This is a genomic window from Actinobacillus lignieresii, assembly GCF_900444945.1.
Taxonomy (GTDB): domain Bacteria; phylum Pseudomonadota; class Gammaproteobacteria; order Enterobacterales; family Pasteurellaceae; genus Actinobacillus; species Actinobacillus lignieresii.
The window spans coordinates 1,406,072-1,430,225 of record NZ_UFRM01000001.1 but is presented as its reverse complement, the minus strand read 5'-3'; the positions used below and the strand labels follow the sequence as shown (position 1 = coordinate 1,430,225).

Sequence of the window (24,154 nt, the reverse complement as noted above, 5' to 3'; positions counted from 1 at the left end):
AGTTTTATGAAACCACAAAAAATATTACAATGGGGCGTTCAGCAAAATAATGAAAGCTTATTTGTAAAATTATCCGGTGAATTAACTCGAGACACGTTGCTTCCGCTTTGGAAGCAGCGTGCTTCTTTTTTATCGCCGAAAGGTAATCAGCATATTTACTGGGATTTAAAATATCTTGAGCGTGTTGATTCCGCCGGTTTTACATTACTTGCCGAATTACTGAATTATTATCAAAAACAAACGCCAAATTGCTTGATTCATGTTCCCGAAGTCGTAAAAACTTTAGCGGATCTTTTTGATTTAACGGATTGGTTAAATACTTTTTTAGTTTGTGACAATAAAAAATGTTGTCAGTATTGAGGATATACCTAAATGGAACCAAAACAACTTGAAGAAATTCTGAAAAACGCGTTGCCTCATGCAAGTGAAATTCATGCACAAGGTGAGAATTCGCATTATGGTGTGATTGTGGTGAGTGACGAGCTTGCACAATTATCAAAAGTAAAACAGCAACAAGCCGTTTATGCGCCGTTAGGCGAATATTTTGCAACGAATGCCATCCATGCTTTAACCATTAAAGTATTTTCAACAGAGCAGTGGAAAAAAGATCGCCTACTCAATATTGCCGGCTAAAGATTGCAATAAGTGAAAGATAATGAATGATTAAGCGGTCGCTTTTGTAAAAAAATTTGCAAAAATGACCGCTTGTATTTTGAGTTATTCGGTTATCAATCGTCAATTATTTATTTTCGAAGGATTTTATAATGGAAAAATTTCGTGTTCACGGTCCTTTTACATTAAGCGGAACCGTTGATATTTCAGGTGCTAAAAATGCGGCACTCCCGATTCTTTTTGCTGCCGTTTTGGCAACAGAACCTGTGACTTTAACTAATGTTCCTGATCTTAAAGATGTGGACACGACATTTAAAATCTTACGTAAATTAGGCGTAGTGGTTGAACGTGACGAAAGCGGCGCAGTACAAATTGATGCAAGTAAAATCGATCACTACGTTGCGCCTTATGAATTGGTCAAAACCATGCGTGCTTCGATCTGGGCGTTGGCACCGCTTGTCGCTCGCTTCCACGAAGGGCAAGTTTCATTACCGGGTGGTTGTACGATTGGAGCTCGTCCCGTCGATATGCATATTTCCGGTTTAGAAAAAATGGGTGCGCTTATCGAATTGGATGAAGGTTATGTGAAGGCGACTTCAAACGGTCGTTTACACGGTGCGCGTATTTATATGGATAAAGTCAGCGTAGGTGCGACATTATCGGTAATGATGGCGGCGACCTTAGCGGAAGGTACAACGACAATTGAAAATGCGGCGCGTGAACCTGAAATCGTAGATACCGCATTATTCTTAAACGCAATGGGAGCAAAAATCTCTGGTGCGGGTACTGATACGATTACTATCGAAGGTGTGGAACGTTTAACCGGTTGCCAGCATCGTATCGTTGCCGACCGCATTGAAACCGGCACATTCTTAGTCGCCGCAGCGGTATCCGGCGGTAAAATTACTTGTCGCGGAACCAAAGCGGATACTTTAGAAGCGGTAATTGAAAAATTACGTGAAGCGGGTATGGAAGTCACCGTAACCGAAGATACGATTACGTTAGACTCAAAGGGTCAGCGTCCGAAAGCGGTAAACATTCGTACTATGCCGCATCCAGGGTTCCCAACCGATATGCAAGCGCAATTTACTTTGCTTAACGTTGTAGCGGAAGGAACAAGCCGTATTACCGAAACGATTTTTGAAAATCGTTTTATGCATATTCCCGAACTAAATCGTATGGGGGCAAAAGGTGAAATTGAGGGTAATACCGCAATTTGCCACGGTGTCGAAAAATTAAAATCGGCGGAAGTGATGGCGACGGATTTACGCGCATCAATTAGCTTAGTATTAGCCGGTTGTATCGCTTCAGGTGAAACTATTGTGGATCGTATTTATCACATTGACCGGGGTTACGAACATATTGAAGATAAATTACGTGGAATCGGGGCAAAAATCGAGAGATTTTCAACTAAGTTTGAAGAGTAATTTCCTACTGTTTTAAATAAAAATGACCGCATCAAGCGGTCATTTTTATAGGCAAAATTACATACCGGAATCTTTTTTCTGTTTATGTGATTTTTTGCCGTCTTTCATTTTTTTATTCGACATTGATTTATCGTGCATCATTTTGTCATCTTTCATCATGCCATCATGTTTCATGGCGTGATCTTTCATCATTCCGTCATGTTTCATACCGTCATCTTTCATCATACCGTCGTGTTTCATCGAATCGGCTTTCATCATGTCGTCATGTTTCATATCCGCCGCATTCGCTAATGCAGGCATTGAAACTGATGCGAATAATAAAGAAAGTAGAGTTAATTTTTTCATGAAGTTCTCCTTTTAGAAAGTAAAAATTAAAGAAATCTGTTGGGTTAATTTTTGTACTTAAAAGTGTGTAATAATCATTAATAAGAAATCTAGTTTCTATTTATTTATTTATAACCTTTTTCGATCAGTTCCTGATAGCCTCCGTGGTTAGTTACATTGTTATAGCCGAGTTGTTTTAACGTTTGTAATGCGGTTTCCGCTCTACGTCCGGAACGGCAATACAGATGTACCGGTTCGTCTTTATTCGGGCTTACTTTGCTAATATGATCCGCAATTTGTTCGAAAGGAATATTAATCGAACCGTCTAAATGCCCTTGTTGAAATTCGTCCGCAGTACGGACGTCAATCCAAATACCTTTAGCTTTTAGCGGTGCATTTTGCATTGTTTGCTCCGTCTCTTTCATTTCCGCCGCTTGCGTTAGGACGGGAGTAGCTAACACTAAAGCGCCTAAAAGGTAAGTTAATTTATTCATCTTGAACCGCCACTGCTTCTAAAGCTCTTAAAGAATAGGTATAAGCCGCACCTGCATTTAACGCAATAGCGGTTGCTAATGCGCCCGCAATCTCACTTTCCGTTGCACCGGCTTTTGCCGCTTCTTCCGCATGTACGCTAATACAGCTGTCGCAACGAGTGGTTACCGCTACGGCAAGCGCAATTAGTTCACGCGTTTTGTGATCAAGCGCTTCCGCTGCCGCCGCTTCACCTAAAGCTTGATAAGCTTCAAACATTTTAGGATGCTTTGCACCCAATGCGCCGAATGATTTTTTTACGTGCGCCGTATGAGCTTTCCAGTCTTGAAACATAAAATTTTCCTCTTACTTGAATGTGGATACGGAGTTTTGGACGATAGATTTTAAAGAATATTACAATAAGCGGTGAAATTTTTAAGAAATTTTGCAAACCTATATTTCCGCCGGAAATTCAAGTAGAATAACTAGCGATTTTCATAAGAGAAATGAGGAATAAAAATGTCCCAACAATTTGTTTATACAATGCATCGTGTCGGCAAAGTCGTGCCGCCGAAGCGTCATATCCTTAAAGATATTTCTTTAAGCTTTTTTCCGGGTGCAAAAATCGGTGTGCTTGGTTTAAACGGTGCGGGTAAATCAACTTTATTACGTATCATGGCGGGCGTGGATAAAGAGTTCGAAGGTGAAGCTCGTCCGCAACCGGGGATTAAAATCGGTTATTTACCGCAAGAGCCCAAATTAGATCCGCAACAAACCGTGCGTGAAGCGATTGAAGAAGCGGTTTCGGAAGTTAAAAATGCGCTAACGCGTTTAGACGAAGTTTATGCGTTATATGCGGATCCGGATGCGGATTTCGATAAGTTAGCCGCAGAGCAAGCGAATTTAGAAGCGATTATTCAAGCGCATGACGGCCATAATCTTGATAACCAATTAGAACGTGCGGCGGATGCGTTACGTTTACCGGAATGGGATGCGAAAATCGAACATTTATCGGGTGGTGAACGCCGTCGTGTGGCGCTTTGCCGTTTATTACTCGAAAAACCGGATATGTTATTGTTAGATGAACCGACCAACCACTTGGATGCGGAATCGGTAGCGTGGTTAGAGCGCTTCTTACATGACTATGAAGGTACGGTAGTAGCGATTACCCACGACCGTTACTTCTTAGATAACGTAGCAGGCTGGATCTTAGAGCTTGACCGTGGTGAAGGTATTCCTTGGGAAGGTAACTATTCTTCTTGGTTAGAGCAAAAAGAGAAACGTTTAGAACAAGAAGCGGCGGCGGAATCCGCACGTCAAAAATCGATTGCGAAAGAATTGGAATGGGTGCGTCAAAACCCGAAAGGTCGCCAAGCGAAAAGTAAAGCACGTATGGCACGTTTTGACGAACTTAATAGTGGCGAATACCAAAAACGTAACGAAACCAACGAGCTCTTTATTCCACCTGGTCCACGCTTAGGGGATAAAGTAATTGAGGTGCAAAATTTAACCAAATCTTATGGCGAACGTACTTTGATTGATGATCTCTCATTCAGCATTCCGAAAGGGGCGATTGTTGGTATTATCGGGGCAAACGGTGCAGGTAAATCGACCTTATTCCGTATGCTTTCAGGACAAGAACAGCCGGATAGCGGCTCTATTGTAATGGGTGAAACCGTGGTGCTTGCTTCTGTGGATCAGTTCCGTGATGCAATGGACGATAAGAAAACCGTGTGGGAAGAAGTATCAAACGGACAAGATATTTTAACCATCGGCAACTTTGAGATCCCAAGCCGTGCTTACGTTGGACGCTTCAACTTCAAAGGTGTGGATCAACAAAAACGTGTGGGCGAATTATCAGGCGGTGAACGTGGTCGTTTACACTTAGCGAAACTTCTACAACGTGGCGGTAACGTACTGTTATTGGACGAACCGACCAACGACCTTGATGTAGAAACCCTACGTGCGTTGGAAAATGCGATCTTAGAATTCCCTGGCTGTGCAATGGTTATCTCGCACGACCGCTGGTTCTTAGACCGTATCGCCACCCACATTTTAGATTACGGCGATGAAGGCAAAGTAACCTTCTACGAAGGTAACTTCTCCGAATACGAAGAGTGGAAGAAGAAAACCTTCGGTGAAGCAGCTACTCAGCCACATCGTATGAAATATAAACGAATTGCGAAATAAAGCGTAATAAACTAAAAAAGCTCAAATCTGCCATCAGATTTGAGCTTTTTCATATCTCTACGTATAAAAATAGAATTTATTTTTTACACGGAGAAACCGCTTCAATAATAGAAATGCCCATAAAGGTTGCATTTTCACATACAGGACCTGAACCGTCGTGTCCACGCACACCTGTACAAGCGGCTAATGTTGCAACAACAGATACAACTGCAAAAATTTTCATTATATTTTTCATATTTTGTCTCCTTTAAAATTAAAGCTTTTATATTATATTAAAAATCATCTTTTAACGAAAGCAATTTAACCACATTCAATGTATGGTTTTTGTGCATTTAATCTACTTTTAAAACTCAAAGTAAAAATTTCTCTACAAGCGGTTCAATTTTGGTAAAATTTTACAAGATCAAATTATAGAAAGGGAAAATATGACAGAAGAAAAAATTATTCGCCAAGTGGTTCTGGATACTGAAACCACAGGAATGAATATGGCAGGTGGACCGCCACAAATTGGGCATAATATTATCGAAATCGGAGCGGTTGAAGTGATTAACCGCCGTTTGACCGGGCGAACTTACCACGTTTATATCAAGCCACCGCGTGAAGTCGCTGAAGAAGCGATTGCAGTTCACGGAATTACCAATGAATTTTTGCAGGATAAACCTGTTTTTGCTGACATCGCCGATGAGTTTTTAGATTTCATCAAAGGAGCTGAGCTGATTATTCATAATGCACCCTTCGATGTGGCATTTATGGATCAGGAATTTTCTTATCTGCCTAATCCTCCGGCTAAAACATCTGAAATGTGTACAGTTACCGATAGCCTACAAATGGCACGAAAGATGTATCCAGGTAAGCGAAATAATTTAGATGCTTTGTGCGACCGTTTAGGCATTGATAACAGTAAACGTGTGCTTCACGGGGCGTTACTGGATGCGGAGATTCTGGCGGACGTTTTCCTAATGATGACCGGCGGGCAGCTGGCTTTATTAGGTGAAGAAGATGCCACTTCGAATCACGAAAATGTTGCGGATCTCGGTTTAGGCACAATAACGAAGTTTGAAACAAGCGGTTTAATTGTGTTATCTCTGAGTGAAGAAGAGCAAACGGCACACGAAGAATATCTCAAACTGATTGATAAAAAATCTAAGGGGAATTGTATTTGGATGCGCTCGAATGAAATGGAATCGGAGCAAATTCACTAATTGCTTGATTTATTTGATTTTAAAATAAGCAAATAAATTCGTTTCGTGAAAAATTGTTTGACGGTTGCGGTATAAATCCGTATGATTCGGATTACCAGTTGCGGAGTGGTAGTTCAGCTGGTTAGAATACCTGCCTGTCACGCAGGGGGTCGCGGGTTCGAGTCCCGTCCATTCCGCCAATTAATTTTTTAATTATTGAATTTAATTCGATAATACCGTGTGGAGCGGTAGTTCAGCTGGTTAGAATACCTGCCTGTCACGCAGGGGGTCGCGGGTTCGAGTCCCGTCCGTTCCGCCACTTTTTCAAGAAAAAGCCTCTGAGAAATCAGAGGCTTTTTTCGTTTTATAGAATCAATCATTTATTCGCTTTGACATAAACGTGAAATAACCGCTTGGATTTGTTGCAAGCCGTTAAGACGAGTACTGGTCAAATTTTGGGAAATTTTTAATGTTTCAAAAAGTTTTGGAATTGAGAATGTTTGTAATTCGCTGATGGATTTTTCCGACAACGCAATAGTGACAATAAATAAAATCCCTTGCATTAAACGGGCGTCGCTATAGGCGCGAACCTTACGTGGTGTCGCTTGAAACTCAAACCATAAACGACTTTCGCAGCCGTGAATTTCAGGCAATTGCGCTAACTCTTCTTCAGTCGGTTTAGCTAACTGACGGCTTAATTGAATCAGCAAGCGGTATCTTTCCTCCCAAGATTTGCAAATTTCGAATTTTTGATAAATGTCAGTTAAAGTCATATTTTTATTGATTACCTCTAAATTTTGCAAAAGATTTTAACAATCTGACCGCTTATTGTTAATGATTTTCTTAAAGTTTGATAGAATTACTCGTTTTTTGATTTTATATATAGGAATACAAAAATGGCATTAGTACCGATAGTGGTTGAGCAAACCTCAAAAGGCGAAAGATCGTATGATATTTATTCTCGCTTGCTTAAAGAACGTATTATTTTTTTAACGGGGCAAGTGGAAGATCATATGGCGAATTTGATTGTCGCTCAAATGCTTTTCTTAGAAGCTGAAGATCCTGAAAAAGATATTTATTTATACATTAATTCACCGGGCGGCGTAGTAACCGCCGGTTTGGCAATTTACGACACTATGAATTTTATCAAGCCGGACGTCGCAACGCTTTGTACCGGACAGGCTTGTTCAATGGGTGCGTTTTTATTATCAGGCGGTGCGAAAGGTAAGCGTTTCGCATTACCGAATGCTCGCGTAATGATTCACCAACCTCTAGGCGGTGCGAGAGGGCAAGCGACCGATATTCAAATTCAAGCGCAAGAAATTTTAAAATTAAAAGAAATGCTGACTCGAAAAATGGCGGAACATAGCGGACAGCCGTTTGAGAAAGTGGCGGCGGATACCGAGCGAGATAATTTTATGTCGGCGGTTGAAGCGATGGAATACGGTCTAATTGATAAAGTTTTAACGCACAGAGATATAAAATAATGGCAAATTTCGAGAAAGAACCGCATTGTAGTTTTTGTGGCAAAAGACGTACTGAAGTGGATCAGCTGGTTGAAGGTACGGAAGGCTATATCTGTAATCACTGTATTGAAGAGTCTTACGCTTTGTTAAACGGCGAAGAAGAACCGTTAATCGATGAAAAACAGGACGAACAGAAGTTTTTTGAAAATGTGCCGACGCCACACGAGATCAATGCGCATTTAGATGAGTATGTTATCGGTCAAGAGCATGCGAAAAAAGTGTTGTCCGTAGCGGTTTATAACCACTATAAACGTTTACGTAACGCGCTTTCCGGTCATAAAGAAACCAACGGCGTAGAGTTGGGTAAAAGTAACATTTTATTAATCGGCCCGACCGGTAGCGGTAAAACCTTATTGGCGGAAACGTTAGCGCGCCGTTTAAACGTACCCTTTGCGGTTGCGGATGCAACTACCTTGACCCAAGCCGGTTATGTTGGTGAAGACGTAGAAAACGTGATTCAAAAATTACTGATGAAATGTGATTTTGATGCGGAACAAGCGGAACGCGGTATCGTCTTTATTGATGAGATTGACAAAATCACCCGTAAGTCGGAAAGCCCGTCGATTACCCGCGACGTATCCGGTGAAGGCGTGCAACAGGCGTTATTAAAATTAATCGAAGGCACGGTAGCGAATATCAATCCGCAAGGCAGCCGTAAACACCCGAAAGGCGAAACGATCCCTGTCGATACCTCTAAAATCCTCTTTATTTGTGGCGGAGCGTTTGCCGGTTTAGATAAGATTGTCGAGGCTCGTAGTAACAAGCAAGGCGGAATCGGTTTTGGCGCAGAATTGAAAAAAGATAAAGAACGTGAAGATCTCACCGAGTTATTCAAACAAGTTGAGCCGGAAGACTTGGTTAAATTCGGTTTAATTCCGGAGCTTATCGGTCGATTACCTGTTGTGACTCCGTTACAAGAACTGGATGAAGAAGCGTTAATTCAAATTTTAACCGAACCGAAAAATGCGATTATCAAGCAATATCAAGCATTATTCCAAATGGAAGGTGTTGAGCTGAAATTTACCAAAGAGGCGTTAATTGCAATCGCGCAGAAATCTATTTCACGTAAAACCGGTGCACGTGGTTTACGTTCGATTGTTGAGAATCTACTGTTAGATACGATGTATAACCTACCGACACTTAAAGCAGAAAAAGATGTGAAAAAAGTGACGATTGGTAAAGGTTGTGTTGAAAGCGGTGATAAGCCGAAAGTAGAATAAGCATCGCTAAAATGGACAATGTTCTTCATTGTCCATTTGTTTTATCTGTAGGCATCGCCGTTACGCAAACGACAGTATCTTTAAAGAAATTATATGAATATTTGGCAATCTACCTCAATTATCACTTGGCTGCTTGCGCCGTTTTCATTGTTGTTTTGGCTGGTTAGTCAAATCCGCTTGTTTTTGTTTCGCAAAAAAATCTTAAAATCTTACCGCTCTCCGGTGCCGGTGTTAGTGGTCGGTAATATTTCGGTGGGTGGTAACGGAAAAACGCCTGTGGTTGTGTGGCTTGTGGAACAGCTACAACAACGTGGTGTGAAAGTTGGTGTGATTTCGCGCGGATATGGCGGCAAAAGTAAGGATTTTCCTCAATTAGTCACCAACCAGAGTTCAGCGGAAATGGTGGGCGATGAACCTGTGTTGATTGTGCAACGAACCGGTGTACCGCTGGCAATTTCACCTAATCGTCAGCAAAGTATCGAATTATTATTGAATCAATTTGAGCTGGATTTAATTGTTACCGATGACGGCTTGCAACATTACGCCTTACAGCGAGATATCGAATGGGTTGTGGTTGATGGCGTGCGCCGTTTTGGTAACGGTTTTGTTTTGCCCGCCGGCGGCTTGCGTGAGCTGCCAAGCCGTTTACAAACGGTACAAGCGATTATCTGTAACGGTGGTATTGCTCATCAGAATGAACATTTAATGACTCTCGAGCCTGAATTTGCTGTTAATCTAAGAACGGGCGAGCAAAAGCCGATAACTGATTTTATCGGGCAAGAATGTGTGGCGATTGCCGGAATCGGGCATCCTCCCCGATTTTTTAATATGCTTGAAAATTTAGGCGTTAAATTACTTAAAACACAAGGCTTTGCCGATCACCAAGCATTTGAACCAGCTCAACTTAAAGCGCTTGCAGCCGAACAAATTCCATTACTTATGACGGAAAAAGATGCGGTAAAATGCCGAACTTTTGCTCAGCAAAATTGGTGGTATGTACCGGTTTCTGCAAAATTTTCTCTGGAATCGACCGCTTGTTTACTCGAACCGATTTTAAAACGATTAGGAAAATAATATGAACGAAAAACTAATTAATCATCTTGCTTGTCCGGTAACCAATACCGGACTGGAATGGGATAAAGCCAATAATCGCTTGATTAGCCGTGAAGCAAAATTAGCTTATCCAATTGAAAACGGTATTCCGGTTTTATTACCGGAAGCAGGCGAAAAGCTCGAAGACTAAATGTCTTAAAAATTTAAAGCACAAGCGGTCAATTTTTACGGACTTTTTGCAAAAAATCGTTGAAATTTAACCGCTTGCGATTACGACTACGGTCATCATAGCCATATTTATTGGTAATAAAAAAGCCCTATCCATTTCTGAATAAGGCGTTTTAAATTACTGATCATAATGGTATCTACACGCTACTATTAAAATTGTTTCATCTTCCACGGTGTAAATTAAGCGGTGTTCTTCATTGATTCGCCTTGACCAAAAGCCCGAAAGATTGAATTTTAGCGGTTCAGGCTTTCCTATACCTTCGAATGGTTGGCGTTGAATATCTTTAATCAGACTGTTTATACGTTTCAAAATTATTTGATCGGTTTTTTGCCAGTATAAATAATCTTCCCACGCATTAGACGAGAAAGTTAGCTTCATTCGATTAGCTCTCTTTCAATGCCTTTCCCTTGCTTCAATTCTGCCATGCTGTCTAGTAATCTTTGAGCGTTAGCCGGGGAACGCATTAAATAGGCGGTTTCTTCAAGTGAACTATACTGCTCATACGACATAAGTACGCAATTTCCGCCCTTGCTTCTTGTAATTAAAATAGGCTCAAAATCTTCTGCTACTTTTGACATTGTACCGGCTAGATTTTGGCGTGCTTCTGTGTAGGTTATTGCTTGCATTTATTACTCCTTTTGATTTATATGTACAATATATTGTACATATAGAAACAATAAAAGACAACGGTAAACAACAAAATAGAGCCGGTTAGTTATGTTCCTATCATTAATAATGATTTCAGGATACGCAAGGCATGTAGAGATAATAAAAAAGCCTTAAAGCGTTGTGCTATAAGGCTTGCGTAGACGTTTATTTACATCAGTTTATTTTGAATTGGTGGAGATAATCGGGATCGAACCGACGACCTCTTGAATGCCATTCAAGCGCTCTCCCAACTGAGCTATATCCCCGAAAAGTGGCGACATAATAAATGCAGCCACTGTAACTGTCAATAGGAAATTATGCTTGCGCTTGAATAAACTCAATCGCTTTTTGGATACGAGCTAAAGTACGTTCACGTCCGACTAATTTTGCAGTAATATCCATTGACGGCGATTGACCGGAACCGGTTACCGCTAAACGGAACGGCATCCCTACTTTACCCATACCGATTTCTAAATCAGCCGCAGTCGCATTCATCGCATCATGAATCGCTTCTACGCTCCAATCGGTTAAAGCGGTTAATTTTTCCAATAATTTTGCAAGTGGTGCAACCGCTTCCGCTTTAAAGTTTTTCGCCGCAGCTTTTTCATCATAACCGTCAAATTCTTGATAGAAATAACGGCTTGCAGCAGCTAACTCTTTTAATGTTTTCGCACGTTCACTTAACACCGGAATGATTTCTTCTAACGCCGGGCCGCTTGAAGTATCGATTGCTTGATCATTCATATGCCACGCTAAATATTTTGCCACGTGTTCAGCCGGTAAGCTACGCATATAGTGTTGGTTTAACCATTGTAATTTATCGGTATTGAAAGCACTTGCCGATTTGCTTACCGAGTGAATGTCGAATAATTCGATCATTTCTTCGCGACTGAAAATTTCTTGGTCGCCGTGACCCCAGCCTAAACGTACTAAATAGTTAATTAATGCTTCCGGTAAATAACCGTCGTCACGATATTGCATAACACTTACCGCACCGTGGCGTTTCGATAATTTTTGACCGTCATCACCGTTAATCATGGAAACGTGTGCATAAGTCGGAATCGGTGCGCCTAATGCTTTTAAAATATTGATTTGGCGAGGTGTGTTGTTGATATGATCTTCACCGCGAACAACGTGGGTAATCCCCATATCCCAGTCATCTACCACCACACAGAAGTTATAAGTCGGCGAACCGTCCGTACGGCGAATAATTAAATCGTCTAATTCGCTATTACTGATTTCGATACGACCGCGTACCGCATCGTCAAACACTACCGAACCTTCTTGCGGATTTTTAAAACGCACAACGTGCGGCGCATCCGCAGGTTGATCGTGATGAGCTAAACAATGACGGTCGTAACGAGGTTTTTCTTTATTCGCTTCTTGTTCGTGACGTAAGTTTTCCAAACGTTCTTTTGAGCAGTAGCAACGGTACGCCAAACCTTGTTCGATCATTTGATCGATAACTTGGTTATAACGGTCAAAACGTTTGGTTTGATAATACGGACCGTGTTCCCAAGCAAGATTTAACCATTCCATGCCTTCAAGAATAGCAGCGGTAGCTTCCGGTGTTGAACGTTCTAAGTCGGTATCTTCAATACGTAATACGAATTCACCGTTAAAATGTTTTGCATATAACCAAGAATATAAAGCGGTACGTGCGCCGCCAACGTGTAAATAGCCGGTCGGGCTAGGCGCAAAACGGGTACGCACTTTTACATTCGGAGCTAAGGGGAAAAGAGTTTCGATATTCATTATTGTGAGCCTATTAAATGATTTGCCGTGATTGGCTTTTTTAAACAAAAGATTTTTCTATTCTACTACGGTTAATCCGGTGGTTGAAGGTTAAAAAACGTAAAAAATAAAGGTTTTGGACGAAAAATTCAACAAACACGCCGAAATGTTAAAAAAGCGTTTGACGATCAATGAAAAATCTCTATAATGCCACTCCACAACACGGGCGATTAGCTCAGTTGGGAGAGCACCTCCCTTACAAGGAGGGGGTCACTGGTTCGAGACCGGTATCGCCCACCACTTTCCAATAAGTGTTTCGTGTTGATTACAATCTAAATAATTGAAAACGGGCGATTAGCTCAGTTGGGAGAGCACCTCCCTTACAAGGAGGGGGTCACTGGTTCGAGACCGGTATCGCCCACCACTTTTCAACAAGTGTTCCGTTTTTCAATTCCCTTTGATGAAATCTCAAGTGGGCGATTAGCTCAGTTGGGAGAGCACCTCCCTTACAAGGAGGGGGTCACTGGTTCGAGACCGGTATCGCCCACCACTTTAGATTCTCATCATAAACTTCAAGTTATAGCAAAATGTTATATCATGAGGGCGATTAGCTCAGTTGGGAGAGCACCTCCCTTACAAGGAGGGGGTCACTGGTTCGAGACCGGTATCGCCCACCACTATTTCCTTATCTTTATAATTCACCATCAAATAGTATTTAAAATTGGCTGTTTTGCTTTTTATTCTTATATTTTGTCGCTTTTTTGCGATCTTGATCGCAAACATCAAATTAAAAACTTCCTATTTCGTTTAAAAATCACTAGCCTTAATACTGATTGACGAGTAAAATTTGCGGTCTTTTTTATTTTATCAACCTGCAAAACTAATCCTTTTGCCGTAAACCGTGTAACAACGAGGCTTTTACTCTCATGTCAGAACAAACCCAAACTTGTGCGAGCGAAATTCAAGCAACGAATGTCGCCGTACAACACCCTAAATCAGAAAAAATTAATCTAATGAACTTAACGCGCCAAGAGATGCGTGAGTTATTTGCCGAAATGGGTGAAAAACCGTTTCGTGCCGACCAATTAATGAAATGGATTTACCATTTCGGTGAAGACAATTTCGATAATATGAGCAATATCAATAAAGTATTGCGTGAAAAATTAAAACAAATTGCAGAAATCAAAGCGCCGGAAGTCTCTGTCGAACAGCGTTCAAGCGACGGCACAATCAAATGGGCGATGCAGGTGGGTGATCAGCAAATCGAAACCGTATATATCCCGGAAGATGACCGTGCGACTTTATGCGTTTCTTCTCAAGTTGGTTGTGCGTTAGCCTGTAAATTCTGTTCAACCGCTCAACAAGGTTTTAACCGTAACTTAACCGTTTCCGAGATTATCGGTCAGGTATGGCGAGCTTCGAAAATCATTGGTAACTTCGGGATAACCGGTGTGCGTCCGATTACCAACGTGGTAATGATGGGGATGGGCGAACCGTTACTCAACTTAAATAACGTGATTCCGGCAATGGAAATTATGTTGGATGACTTTGCATACGGTTTATCAAAACGCCGTGTAACACTTTCAACTGCGGGAGTCGTGCCGGCGCTTGATATTATGCGTGAAAAAATTGACGTAGCATTAGCGATTTCATTGCATGCACCAAATGATGAATTGCGTGATGAAATTATGCCGATTAACAAAAAGTATAATATCGAAATGTTGATGGATTCAGTGCATAAATACCTTGAAGTGTCGAATGCGAACCACGGTAAAGTAACGATTGAATACGTGTTATTAGATCACGTTAATGACGGTACGGAACACGCGCATCAGTTAGCCGAAGTATTAAAAAATACACCGTGTAAGATCAACCTCATTCCATGGAACCCGTTCCCGGAAGCACCTTACGGTAAGAGTTCAAATAGCCGAGTGGATCGTTTCCAAAAAACGTTAATGGAATACGGTTTTACGGTAATTGTACGTAAAACACGTGGTGATGATATTGATGCCGCTTGCGGTCAGCTTGCCGGTGATGTCATCGACCGAACCAAACGTACTATGGAAAAACGTAAGTTTGGCAAAGGTATCGCGGTGCAAAACCATTAATCAATTTCTCCCTAAGCAACTAAGCGAAGGGAGTATATCTTGAGGAGAACAATATGAACTTTGCAAAATTTTTGCGAAATTTGACCGCTTGTATGCTGTTATCTGTGCTGTTCGGTTGTTCTTCTCAGCTTCCAACCTCCCAAACTACCTTTAATCGTTCGGAAGCGGTTAAAGCCCGTATCAATTTAGCCTTAGCGTATCTCGATCAACATGATTTACCCAAAGCGAAAGAGAATATTGATAAAGCGCTAAGCCATGATCAAAACGATTACTTACCTCATTCCGTTTTAGCTTATTACTATCAGCAAATCGGTGATCAAACTCATGCGGAACAAGAGTATCAGCAAGCATTGAAGCTGAGTAATAACCGTCCGGATGTTTTAAATAATTACGGTACTTTTCTATGTAAACAAGCCAAATTTGATCAGGCATATCAGCAGTTTGAGCAAGCGGTGAAAAGTGAGCAGCCTTACTATCATCAAGCGGATAGCTTGGAAAATATCGTGTTGTGTGCCAAACAAGAGCCGAATTTAGCTAAAGTAAACGAAGCGTTAAGCCAATTAGAAAAGCTGGATAAAGCAAGAGCGGCGGTACTGCGCTAGCTCGAACTTTTATTTTTGGGCATTGTCTTTTTTACTGCTAAAATAAAGCGAATTTTATTTGTTAGGAAAACGCAATGTCAGAGCTCAATACACAAATTAGCCAGATTATTGCCACAGAACTTTCTGTTGGCTCACACCAAATCCTCGCTGCAATCAAATTACTCGATGAGGGTAATACCATTCCATTTATCGCTCGTTATCGTAAAGAAGTCACCGGCGGTTTAGATGATACTCAATTACGTCATTTTGAAACACGTTTAATTTATTTACGTGAGTTAGATGATCGTCGTCAAACGATCCTTAAATCAATTGAAGAACAAGGTAAATTGACGGATGAATTACGAGCAAAGATCGAAACGACCGAAAGTAAAACCGAATTAGAAGATCTTTATCTGCCTTATAAACCAAAACGCCGTACTCGTGGGCAAATTGCGATTGAAGCAGGTCTTGAGCCGCTGGCTGATAGCTTATGGAATGATCCGAGCCAATCACCGGAAGTGTTAGCGGAAACTTTTGTTGATGCAGAAAAAGGTGTAGCTGATGTTAAATCTGCGTTAGACGGTGCACGTTATATTCTGATGGAGCGTTTTTCAGAAGATGCCGAATTACTTGCAAAATTACGCCAATATTTGACCGCTTACGCAACGCTAGAATCAAAAGTAATTGAAGGTAAGGAAGAAGAAGGCGAAAAATTCCGCGATTATTTTGCGCATAGCGAACCGTTTAAATCTGTACCTTCGCACCGTGCGTTAGCGATGTTCCGAGGCAGAAACGAAGGCGTATTATCGCTTTCGTTAAATGCGGATCCTGAAGCGGAAGAAGGCGCTCGAACAAGCCATTGCGAAGAAATTATTCGCCAGCATTTAGGTGTGGTATTCAATCAACAACCGGCAGACAAATGGCGTGAACAAGTGATTGCTTGGACTTGGAAAATTAAAGCTGCACTTCATTTGGAAACCGAATTAATGGGCGCATTGCGCGAGAAAGCGGAAGAAGAAGCGATTGACGTATTTGCTCGCAATCTGTCTGCGTTATTAATGGCGGCACCGGCAGGCGCAAAAAATACCATGGGCTTAGACCCGGGCTTACGAACCGGTGTGAAAGTGGCTGTGGTGGATAATACCGGTAAATTATTGGCGACCGACACCATTTATCCGCACACAACAGGCAAAGCAGCGGCGGAAGTTTCGCTGTATAAATTAATTAAGCAGCATAATGTTGAGCTGATTGCGATCGGTAACGGTACGGCTTCTCGTGAAACGGAACGTTTTGCCAAGGACGTTTTAAAGCAGATCAAAGAAAGCAAACCGGAGATGTTGATTCCGCAAACCGTGGTGGTCAGTGAGGCAGGCGCTTCGGTTTATTCAGCTTCCGAATTAGCGGCAAATGAATTCCCTGAATTGGATGTTTCATTACGTGGGGCGGTATCGATTGCTCGCCGTTTACAAGATCCACTTGCGGAATTGGTAAAAATCGAACCGAAAGCGATTGGTGTTGGGCAGTATCAGCACGATGTAAACCAGTCGCAACTGGCTCGCAAACTTGATGCGGTGGTTGAAGACTGTGTAAATGCGGTTGGGGTGGATCTTAATACCGCTTCCGCACCGTTATTGGCTCGTGTTGCCGGTATGAGCAAAACACTAGCGCAAAATATCGTAGCGTTTCGTGATGAAAACGGACGTTTTAATGCACGTTCCGACCTGAAAAAAGTACCTCGTTTAGGGCCGAAAGCCTTTGAACAGTGTGCCGGTTTTATGCGAATTGTCGGTGGTAAAAATGCGTTAGATGCTTCGAGTGTGCATCCGGAGGCTTATCCTGTGGTGGAAAAAATTCTCCAAGCAACCGATTCGACTCTTGCTGAATTAATGGGCAATGCGACTCGTATGCATCAGTTGAATGCAAAAGATTTCGTGGACGAGCAATTCGGTTTACCGACTGTAAACGATATTTTCAAAGAGCTGGAAAAACCGGGGCGCGATCCGCGTGGTGAATTTAAAACCGCCACCTTTATGGACGGCGTAGAAGATATTAAAGATCTGAAAGTCGGTATGATCTTAGAAGGGACGGTAACTAATGTGGCAAATTTCGGTGCTTTTGTGGATATTGGCGTACACCAAGACGGTTTGGTGCATATTTCAATGTTATCGAACAGCTTCGTGGAAGATCCGCACAAAGTGGTGAAAGTTGGCGATTTGGTGAAGGTGAAAGTGTTGGAAGTGGACATACAGCGTAAACGTATTGCGCTCACTATGCGTTTAGAAGACAAGCCGACCGACAAACCGACAAGCGGTCGAAATCCGCAAGAAAATCGCAAAAATAACGAAAAATCCGACCGCTTATCAGGCAATAAATCGCAACGTAATCAGTTCGCCAACAATGCGTTTGCCGATGCGTTAAAAGGTTGGAAGAAGTAATTCCCTCTCTCTGCTTGTTTTCACTAAACGCTGCAACAAGCTGTCTCTCTCTCACAAGGGGAGAGAGTAGAATATAGCTTAAATAAAACCACGGAACACACTGATTACACTGAATAAAATTTCCGAGTAGTCTGTGTATTCCGTGGTTAATTTTTGCAAAATTTTGCGGAAATATAACCGCTTGTTTTGCTTAGTGTAATTTCATTGACGGTCTGAGGAAGCGGTTAATTTGACCGACGAATAAAATCAGAGCGGTTTTTACCCAACCGTGTAAAGCGACTTGGTGCATACGATATAGAGAGAGGTATGCAAGGCGTGCGATTTTACCTTCGATAAACATATCGCCGCTCATTAAGTTACCCATCAAGTTACCGACCGTGCCGAAATGAGAGAACGAAAGCAGAGAGCCTTTATCATTGAATTTAAACGGTTTTTGCTCTTTACCTTCAAGTAAGGCAACAATGTTTTTACCGCATTGGGTCGCCATTTGGTGTGCGGCTTGCGCACGCGGCGGAATCGCTTTGCCGTCTTGGATTAATGAGGCGCAGTCGCCGATAACATATACCGAATCATCTACCGTGGTTTGTAAGGTCTCTTTGATTTCAATTTGGTTGAGACGATTAGTTTCAAAACCGAATTCCTTGACAAACTCGGGCGCTTTAATCCCTGCCGCCCAAACCATCAGATTGGCTTCAATTTTTTCGCCGTCTTTGGTGATTAAGCCGTCTTCCACCGCTTCGGTAATCATCGTATTTAAACGAACGTCCACGCCGGCTTTGCGCAATTCCGCTAAAGCCGAAGCGGATACTTTTTCGGTTAATGCCGGAATTAAACGAGGACCCGCTTCGATTAACGTCACTTTCAAACTGGCTCGGTGTAATTTACCGAAACCGTATTCGTTTAAATGTTTAACCGTATTATAAAGCTCGGCGGAAAGTTCGATACCGGTTGCACCACCGCCGACGATCGCAATTTTTACATCTTGATCTTCGCTGTGCGAGAAATGTAAGAATAATTCCATCATACGTTTTTGGAATTGTTTCGCTTGTTCCGAGCCATCTAAGAAAATGCAGTGTTCCGCTACGCCTTTGGTATTGAAATCGTTCGATTTACTGCCGATCGCAATCACTAATTTATCGTAAGCGATATGACGTTCTTTAACCAATAACTGATTCTGTTCGTTATAAATCGGTGCAAGCGTGATTTCTTTTTTATCACGATTAACCGACGTTAAAGTCCCTTGTTGAAACTCGAAAGCATGATTTTTGGCATGCGCACGATAGCTAAGCGCATCGATGCCTTCATCTAAAGAACCAGTTGCAACTTCGTGTAAAAGAGGTTTCCAAAGGTGGGTTGCATTACGATCGATAAGAATGACTTTCGCTTTATTCTTACGACCTAATTTATTGCCAAGGTAGGTAGCAAGCTCTAAACCGCCAGCTCCACCACCCACGACCACGATGGTTTCCATTGTCATAAAATACTCCAAATGATAATAAATTGATAAAAGTCAAAAAATTGCGTTAATTTTAGGCGCTTATAGAATAATGTCTAGTACCTTTTAACGTTATTTTAACGATTGTTACAAATTGTCTTTGGAAGTGAGGATTTGTTTACACTGCTTACAGAGATAGCGGCGACCATCTCGTACGATGGCATTATGACGACGTAAAGAGAGTAGATGCGTTTGACAACCGCACTGATAGGCAAATTGTTTGCCGACGACATTTTGCGTATCGAAACAATGATAGGTTTCCGCCGGTACGCCGAAAACTTGCTCCATCATCATTTTCCATTCTTTGCCGTGCGGTTGAACTCGCCCGAACTGTTGATAAACCAAAGCGTGAGCAAGTTCGTGCGGTACCACTTGTTGAATAAAGGATTGCCCGTTTTCCGCCAATAAAACGGGATTAAAGCGAATTTCATTACGTTGCAGATAGGCGACACCGGCTTTTACACCACGCACGGCATAGCTGACCGTAGGCGGTATAAAAGTTTTATTGAAGTGAGTATTGGCTTGCTCCAAATTGCGTTTTAGCTGACGCTGAACTTGCATCTTGAGCTGACGCATGAGAGCAGTATTTGAGACTGATTCCGTCATTTATTTCGGGCAGTCCATTGGTTGCCATTTTTTATCGTAGCAAACGTAGAGTTCGGTTTTGCTTGCGCCTAAATAAACACCGCGTAGCTGCGGATTATGTTTACGCATCCATTGGAATAAATCATTTCGGCGTAGATTTTTTGCCGGTAGTTTCAGGCTGTAAAACAACTCTTTTTGTTTGGCAAAATAGCTTTCTGCACTATCGAAAGCGCAACTGCCGTGTTTTTCCCATTCGCCTTGTAATAAGGCCGCTCCCGGTGATTCCGGTAGATATTGCTCAATAGTTTTTGCGGAAACTTCCGGTAAATCGCCTTGGCAATAACGAGGATGTTGATCAACCGAACGAGCTTTAGCATTTTGTGGCCATAAACCGTGAATAACCCAGCCGAAGTTTTGACTATCGGCGCATTGATAAGCTAAACGTTGCGGCACATCACCTTGGTTTTTATTGCGTTGTGATTCACAAAAAGCCGGTGACCAAGAAAGCGCTAACATATAGTAATCAACCGGTGCGTGCTTATTTTGCCCGATTTTATCTTCATACATTTTGGAATCATAATTCATCGAAAGCGCGGCTTGAGTCACAGAGGCTGATTGTGCTTGTGGTGCTTTGGCAATCGGCGTATCGGTTTCCGTTGCGTAGTCGTTTTGTTGCTGCGGCTGTGGCTGCTTAACCGGTTCTGACTTATTACTTTGATTACCGAAAAAATAAGAGATTGCCGCAATAATCAGTAACACGGCTAGTTTTATAAGTTGCTTTTGGTTCATATTTAATGGGATTAGAAATGCTAATTTAGATAATTGGAAAGGGCGCTACTATAAACAAAAAAGAGAGGTGAGGGAAGAAAAAATAAGCGGTCGGATTTGCGAAAAAATTTGCAAATTTAACCGCTTGTAACAGGCTATTTTATCGTGCCGCAGCTGAGGCAATATAAATAGGCATGTTTAGGATCGTTAAACTGTTGCAGTAATTCGAGCGATTGTTGGGCTTGAGTTGCAACTGGAAGCCCTAACCATGAACTCAATTGGAATTTGAGTTTAGAGCCTTTTAGGAATGAACCTAGTAGACTATCATCACTGTCAATAAACCATTGCGCTCTAAAGTGTTCGATTGCGGCTTCGCCTTTTGCTTTGCGTTGTTGATTGACTAATTCGGTGATAACGTCATAAGCGGTGTCAAAATCACCTAATTCATCCACTAAACCGTGTTTTAGTGCATCTTCACCTGACCAAACTTGTCCTTGTGCAATTTTATCTACTGCCTGTTTAGGGATATTTCGTCCGCGGCTGACCAATTCTAGGAATCGGTCGTAGCCATTTTCAATGCTGATTTGAATTACTTCCGCTTGTTCTTTCGGCAGCGTTTTTAACGGGCTGGAAGAGGCAAATGGTGAAAGTGAAATACCGTCCTCTGTTACACCTAAATTTTTAGCGGTTTTTTCAAAGCTGGTTGCTAAGCCGAAAATCCCGATAGAGCCAGTAATGGTAGTCGGGCTGGCGATAATTTTATCGCTGGTCGCTGAAATCCAATAACCGCCTGAAGCCGCCATACCGCCCATTGATGTCACTACCGGTTTACCGGCAAGTTGAATTGCTTCTAATTCTTGGCGAATAATTTCCGAAGCCATTGCGCTACCGCCAGGGCTATTTACTCGTAAAATAACGCCTTTCACATTTTTGTCTTCACGTGCTTTGCGTAACTGTTTAACAATGGTGTCGCTGCCCGCTGAATTTTGAGAGCTTTTGCCACTAACGATTTGACCTTCTACGTTAATAATTGCAATTTTGTTTTCGGCTTTAACATGAAAACGATCTGTAAGCCCGTGAGCATAATCAAAATAATCAATGTGATTATAGTTACCCTCTTTATCTGCTCCGAATTGTTGAATTAAAGTGGTTTGAATTTGACTTGGTGTGGTAACTTCCGTAATTAATTTTTGATTTAATGCATATTGCGCATCGTCGCCTTTTAATGCTTTATATTTTGCGATATAAGTTTGGCTATCCGGTAGAACTTGTTCCGGCTGAATTTGGCGATTGCGCGCAATGTCTTGGCGGACATTATTCCAGATTGATGTGAGCCATGTTTGTGCGTTTTGTTTTGCTTCTGGTGACATATCATCACGAATGAACGGCTCTACAGCCGATTTGTAAGTACCGACACGGAAAATATGTGGAACAGCTTCAATTTTGTCGAGCAAGGCTTTGAAATAGATATTGCTATAGCTGAGTGCATGAATATCAACAAAACCGGCTTTATTCAGGTAAATCTTATCGGCAAAACTTGCCAAATAATATTGTGCTTGGCTGTATTGTTCACCAATAGCAATAACCGGTTTACCCGATTGCTTGAAGTATTCGATTTGAGCGCCAATAAATTGTAGTGAGGCAACATCCCCACCTTGGAAATAACCTAAATCCAATACTAAACCGGTAATACGTTCATCTTTCATGGCTTTATTGATGCTACGAGCTACATCAAAGGTTGAGATTTTTATCGGTTCATTATTGCCTAACTCGTTTTGAATTAAGCGGTGTAAATCACCGTATTCGTCATGATTATCGGCTAAGTAACCGTCTAAATTGAGTTGTAATGCCCCTTTTTCGAAAAAAGGTTGTTGATTTTGATGTTTTGATTCTTGTTGTAATAATGTGGTAAGTGCAAAACAAATCAGTACGAAAATAATAAAGAATAGGCTTAAGACAAATTCTCGAATACAGCGGAAAATCTGATAAAGCCCTTTCAACATTTTTAACATATTAGTCCTAATGAGTGTAAGTATTTTGTGGGATAAGCTACCATAAAAACGGCTTAGAATTAATAAAATATGTTATTCTTAAGCCAATTTTTACATAAAGTACAGCAGACTATGGAAATTTTAGATTTATTACATCGCCGCCGTTCAAATAAAAAATTTGGTGAAATTGCCCCCTCTGCGGAGCAAGTTGAAAATATGATTAAAGCCGCGTTGCGTGCGCCGGATCACGGCAAAATGAAGCCTTATCATTTTGTGGTGATCGAAAAAAGCGGAATGCCGAAATTACGCGAATGTTTAGCCGCTGCCGCAGTGGAATTTAATATGGATGAGAAAAATGCGGCTAAGGCGGAAAAACTTTCCGGCCAAGCGCCGATGGTGATCGGCATTGTGGCAAAAATTAATCACGAATCACCGAAAGTACCGGCGTGGGAGCAAATTGTGACAGCCGGCTGTGCGACTTATGCGATGCAGCTAGCCGCTAATGCTCAAGGCTTTGAAACGGTTTGGATTAGCAAAAAATGGGTGGAAGGCTCACTATTGCGTGAAATGTTCGGTTGCCGTGCCGGTGATAAAGTAATCGGTTTATTGTTAGTCGGATCTCCGAAGGAAGATGACGGTATTTCGTTGGCACGAGAAGCGGAAGAAACGGAAGGCTTTGTGAGCGTGATTCGCTAACGATTGCAGGGCGTATTAGAGGAAAGTATGAAGACGATTCTAATCACCGGTTGTTCTTCCGGTATCGGTTATGCGACCGCCAAATTATTGAAAGAAAACGGCTGGCGAGTGATTGCCAGTTGCAGAAAATCGGCGGATATCGACCGCTTGCAATCGGAAGGCTTCGAATGCATTCGGCTTGACGTGCAAGATTCGGCACAAATTGCCCAAGCCTTTGAATATATAAAAGCAAGCGGTGGCTTGGATGCAGTATTTTGCAATGCAGGGCAAGGACAGCCGGGTTGCGTGGAAGATTTACCGCGTGAGGCGTTACGTGAGTTATTTGAAATCAATGTATTCGGTGTGTGGGAAGTGATGAATCACGCACTTAAAATTTTCCGAGCGCAGAATCACGGACGTATTTTACTCACCAGCAGTATTCTAGGCTTTGCCGCAATGCACTTTCGAGGTGCTTATAATGCCTCTAAATTTGCGGTGGAAGGCATGGCGGATACGTTACGTCACGAATTACACGGCTCGAATATTTATGTCAGTTTGATTGAACCGGGCCCGATTTTAAGCGATTTCCGTTCTAATTCTTTGGATAAACTTAATAAATATATTAATGTGGAACATACCGCTAAAACGGCATTTAACCAAAAACAATATCAGCGTTTGGCAACTAAAAAGAATGATAACCCGTTTGCTAAACCGGCATCAGCGGTGGCGGAAGCCTGCCTGAAAGCCTTAAGCGATAGTAAACCGAAAGCTCGCTATCAAGTCACTTTCCCAACTAAACTGTTCTGGTGGCTAAGACGCATTTTACCGACTACATGGTTTGATTTTGTGTGCCGTAAGTCCGGTGGTTAGTAGCAAATGAAACCAAGGAATACACGGATTA

The 24,154-nt window shown here is 41.9% G+C and carries 26 protein-coding genes and 7 tRNA genes; 20 read left to right on the top strand and 13 right to left on the bottom strand.

The genetic code is table 11. The features are described from left to right. Positions 1 to 6 precede the first annotated feature (6 nt). From DY200_RS06580 to murA, 3 genes are all read left to right on the top strand, one after another. Positions 7 to 360, top strand: a complete 354-nt coding sequence (locus DY200_RS06580) for an STAS domain-containing protein (protein ID WP_115587415.1) — start codon at positions 7 to 9, stop codon at positions 358 to 360. 12 nt (positions 361 to 372) lie between these two features. Then, the gene (locus DY200_RS06575) at positions 373 to 633 is read left to right on the top strand and encodes a BolA family protein (RefSeq protein ID WP_005601835.1); all 261 of its coding nucleotides are present in this window, start codon (positions 373 to 375) and stop codon (positions 631 to 633) included. Between the two features lie 131 nt (positions 634 to 764). Next, complete coding sequence (murA, locus tag DY200_RS06570) at positions 765 to 2,039, top strand: UDP-N-acetylglucosamine 1-carboxyvinyltransferase (RefSeq protein WP_005601833.1); 1,275 nt, start codon at positions 765 to 767, stop codon at positions 2,037 to 2,039. Between the two features lie 57 nt (positions 2,040 to 2,096). Here the strand turns inward: murA and DY200_RS06565 are convergent, their stop codons facing one another. The 3 genes from DY200_RS06565 to DY200_RS06555 all read right to left on the bottom strand — a co-directional run bounded on the left by DY200_RS06565 (position 2,097) and on the right by DY200_RS06555 (position 3,188). Continuing rightward, on the bottom strand, positions 2,097 to 2,384 hold the full coding sequence (locus DY200_RS06565; protein WP_005605079.1) for a hypothetical protein: 288 nt from the start codon (positions 2,382 to 2,384) through the stop codon (positions 2,097 to 2,099). 104 nt (positions 2,385 to 2,488) lie between these two features. After that, entirely contained in the window at positions 2,489 to 2,857 is a 369-nt protein-coding gene (locus DY200_RS06560; RefSeq protein WP_005598332.1) for a rhodanese-like domain-containing protein, read from the bottom strand. Further along, positions 2,850 to 3,188: a carboxymuconolactone decarboxylase family protein gene (locus DY200_RS06555; RefSeq protein ID WP_115587414.1), complete on the bottom strand. Its 339-nt coding sequence runs from the start codon at positions 3,186 to 3,188 to the stop codon at positions 2,850 to 2,852. The genes DY200_RS06560 and DY200_RS06555 overlap by 8 nt, the downstream gene beginning before the upstream one ends. 165 nt (positions 3,189 to 3,353) lie before the next feature. On the opposite strand from DY200_RS06555, the gene ettA reads away from it, so the two are divergent. Beyond that, a complete protein-coding gene (gene ettA, locus DY200_RS06550) occupies positions 3,354 to 5,024 on the top strand; it encodes an energy-dependent translational throttle protein EttA (protein ID WP_115587413.1) in 1,671 nt (556 codons plus the stop codon). Positions 5,025 to 5,100: 76 nt separating this feature from the next. Here ettA and DY200_RS10690 read toward each other — a convergent pair whose 3' ends face one another. Further along, positions 5,101 to 5,259, bottom strand: coding sequence for a hypothetical protein (locus DY200_RS10690; RefSeq protein ID WP_155930789.1), 159 nt, complete (start codon positions 5,257 to 5,259; stop codon positions 5,101 to 5,103). 190 nt (positions 5,260 to 5,449) lie between these two features. On the opposite strand from DY200_RS10690, the gene dnaQ reads away from it, so the two are divergent. The 3 genes from dnaQ to DY200_RS06535 all read left to right on the top strand — a co-directional run bounded on the left by dnaQ (position 5,450) and on the right by DY200_RS06535 (position 6,524). Continuing rightward, positions 5,450 to 6,226, top strand: coding sequence for a DNA polymerase III subunit epsilon (gene dnaQ, locus DY200_RS06545; RefSeq protein WP_115587412.1), 777 nt, complete (start codon positions 5,450 to 5,452; stop codon positions 6,224 to 6,226). A gap of 102 nt (positions 6,227 to 6,328) precedes the next feature. Beyond that, positions 6,329 to 6,405: transfer RNA gene (locus DY200_RS06540), tRNA-Asp, on the top strand. 42 nt (positions 6,406 to 6,447) lie between these two features. Then, a tRNA-Asp gene (locus DY200_RS06535) sits at positions 6,448 to 6,524 on the top strand. A 61-nt stretch (positions 6,525 to 6,585) separates the two neighbouring features. On the opposite strand, the gene DY200_RS06530 is transcribed toward DY200_RS06535, so the two are convergent. After that, positions 6,586 to 6,978, bottom strand: a complete 393-nt coding sequence (locus DY200_RS06530) for a SufE family protein (protein WP_005618838.1) — start codon at positions 6,976 to 6,978, stop codon at positions 6,586 to 6,588. 123 nt (positions 6,979 to 7,101) lie between these two features. Between DY200_RS06530 and clpP the strand changes: the two genes are divergently transcribed. The 4 genes from clpP to DY200_RS06510 all read left to right on the top strand — a co-directional run bounded on the left by clpP (position 7,102) and on the right by DY200_RS06510 (position 10,194). Next, entirely contained in the window at positions 7,102 to 7,692 is a 591-nt protein-coding gene (clpP, locus tag DY200_RS06525) for an ATP-dependent Clp endopeptidase proteolytic subunit ClpP (protein ID WP_005601821.1), read from the top strand. Further along, on the top strand, positions 7,692 to 8,951 hold the full coding sequence (gene clpX / locus DY200_RS06520; protein ID WP_115587411.1) for an ATP-dependent protease ATP-binding subunit ClpX: 1,260 nt from the start codon (positions 7,692 to 7,694) through the stop codon (positions 8,949 to 8,951). The genes clpP and clpX overlap by 1 nt, the downstream gene beginning before the upstream one ends. Before the next feature lie 93 nt (positions 8,952 to 9,044). Then, positions 9,045 to 10,025, top strand: a complete 981-nt coding sequence (gene lpxK / locus DY200_RS06515) for a tetraacyldisaccharide 4'-kinase (RefSeq protein WP_115587410.1) — start codon at positions 9,045 to 9,047, stop codon at positions 10,023 to 10,025. A 1-nt stretch (position 10,026) separates the two neighbouring features. Then, positions 10,027 to 10,194 carry a Trm112 family protein gene (locus tag DY200_RS06510; protein ID WP_009875287.1) on the top strand — a complete coding sequence of 56 codons (168 nt, stop codon included), beginning with the start codon at positions 10,027 to 10,029 and terminating at the stop codon, positions 10,192 to 10,194. A gap of 156 nt (positions 10,195 to 10,350) precedes the next feature. Here DY200_RS06510 and DY200_RS06505 read toward each other — a convergent pair whose 3' ends face one another. From DY200_RS06505 to gltX, 4 genes are all read right to left on the bottom strand, one after another. Then, a complete protein-coding gene (locus DY200_RS06505) occupies positions 10,351 to 10,611 on the bottom strand; it encodes a Txe/YoeB family addiction module toxin (protein WP_115587409.1) in 261 nt (86 codons plus the stop codon). Beyond that, the gene (gene yefM, locus DY200_RS06500) at positions 10,608 to 10,859 is read right to left on the bottom strand and encodes a YoeB-YefM toxin-antitoxin system antitoxin YefM (protein WP_005605062.1); all 252 of its coding nucleotides are present in this window, start codon (positions 10,857 to 10,859) and stop codon (positions 10,608 to 10,610) included. Before yefM ends, DY200_RS06505 begins: the two co-directional genes overlap by 4 nt. Positions 10,860 to 11,071: 212 nt before the next feature. Further along, positions 11,072 to 11,147 (bottom strand) — tRNA-Ala (locus DY200_RS06495). A 49-nt stretch (positions 11,148 to 11,196) separates the two neighbouring features. Further along, entirely contained in the window at positions 11,197 to 12,636 is a 1,440-nt protein-coding gene (gene gltX / locus DY200_RS06490) for a glutamate--tRNA ligase (RefSeq protein ID WP_115587408.1), read from the bottom strand. 203 nt (positions 12,637 to 12,839) lie between these two features. Here gltX and DY200_RS06485 point away from each other — a divergent pair. The 7 genes from DY200_RS06485 (at position 12,840) to DY200_RS06455 (ending at position 17,739) form a co-directional block, all read left to right on the top strand. Continuing rightward, positions 12,840 to 12,915, top strand: a tRNA-Val gene (locus tag DY200_RS06485). Positions 12,916 to 12,963: 48 nt separating this feature from the next. Beyond that, a tRNA-Val gene (locus tag DY200_RS06480) sits at positions 12,964 to 13,039 on the top strand. A 50-nt stretch (positions 13,040 to 13,089) separates the two neighbouring features. Then, positions 13,090 to 13,165, top strand: a tRNA-Val gene (locus tag DY200_RS06475). Positions 13,166 to 13,216: 51 nt separating this feature from the next. Then, positions 13,217 to 13,292, top strand: a tRNA-Val gene (locus tag DY200_RS06470). Between the two features lie 249 nt (positions 13,293 to 13,541). Further along, on the top strand, positions 13,542 to 14,723 hold the full coding sequence (gene rlmN / locus DY200_RS06465) for a dual-specificity RNA methyltransferase RlmN (RefSeq protein WP_115587407.1): 1,182 nt from the start codon (positions 13,542 to 13,544) through the stop codon (positions 14,721 to 14,723). Between the two features lie 53 nt (positions 14,724 to 14,776). Next, entirely contained in the window at positions 14,777 to 15,325 is a 549-nt protein-coding gene (gene pilW / locus DY200_RS06460) for a type IV pilus biogenesis/stability protein PilW (RefSeq protein WP_115587406.1), read from the top strand. Positions 15,326 to 15,399: 74 nt separating this feature from the next. Beyond that, positions 15,400 to 17,739, top strand: coding sequence for a Tex family protein (locus tag DY200_RS06455; RefSeq protein WP_115587405.1), 2,340 nt, complete (start codon positions 15,400 to 15,402; stop codon positions 17,737 to 17,739). Between the two features lie 190 nt (positions 17,740 to 17,929). Here DY200_RS06455 and DY200_RS06450 read toward each other — a convergent pair whose 3' ends face one another. The 4 genes from DY200_RS06450 to sppA all read right to left on the bottom strand — a co-directional run bounded on the left by DY200_RS06450 (position 17,930) and on the right by sppA (position 22,599). After that, positions 17,930 to 19,216: an NAD(P)/FAD-dependent oxidoreductase gene (locus tag DY200_RS06450; protein ID WP_115587404.1), complete on the bottom strand. Its 1,287-nt coding sequence runs from the start codon at positions 19,214 to 19,216 to the stop codon at positions 17,930 to 17,932. 105 nt (positions 19,217 to 19,321) lie between these two features. Next, positions 19,322 to 19,840 carry a SprT family zinc-dependent metalloprotease gene (locus DY200_RS06445; protein ID WP_172539913.1) on the bottom strand — a complete coding sequence of 173 codons (519 nt, stop codon included), beginning with the start codon at positions 19,838 to 19,840 and terminating at the stop codon, positions 19,322 to 19,324. After that, positions 19,841 to 20,608: a ribonuclease T2 family protein gene (locus tag DY200_RS06440; RefSeq protein ID WP_115587402.1), complete on the bottom strand. Its 768-nt coding sequence runs from the start codon at positions 20,606 to 20,608 to the stop codon at positions 19,841 to 19,843. It lies immediately after the preceding gene. Between the two features lie 134 nt (positions 20,609 to 20,742). Further along, complete coding sequence (gene sppA, locus DY200_RS06435) at positions 20,743 to 22,599, bottom strand: signal peptide peptidase SppA (RefSeq protein ID WP_115587401.1); 1,857 nt, start codon at positions 22,597 to 22,599, stop codon at positions 20,743 to 20,745. Positions 22,600 to 22,710: 111 nt separating this feature from the next. Here sppA and DY200_RS06430 point away from each other — a divergent pair, with 111 nt between their 5' ends. Both DY200_RS06430 and DY200_RS06425 read left to right on the top strand, forming a co-directional pair. Continuing rightward, positions 22,711 to 23,274 carry a nitroreductase family protein gene (locus DY200_RS06430; protein WP_172539927.1) on the top strand — a complete coding sequence of 188 codons (564 nt, stop codon included), beginning with the start codon at positions 22,711 to 22,713 and terminating at the stop codon, positions 23,272 to 23,274. A gap of 27 nt (positions 23,275 to 23,301) precedes the next feature. Further along, positions 23,302 to 24,123 carry an SDR family NAD(P)-dependent oxidoreductase gene (locus DY200_RS06425; protein WP_115587399.1) on the top strand — a complete coding sequence of 274 codons (822 nt, stop codon included), beginning with the start codon at positions 23,302 to 23,304 and terminating at the stop codon, positions 24,121 to 24,123. Positions 24,124 to 24,154: the final 31 nt, after the last annotated feature.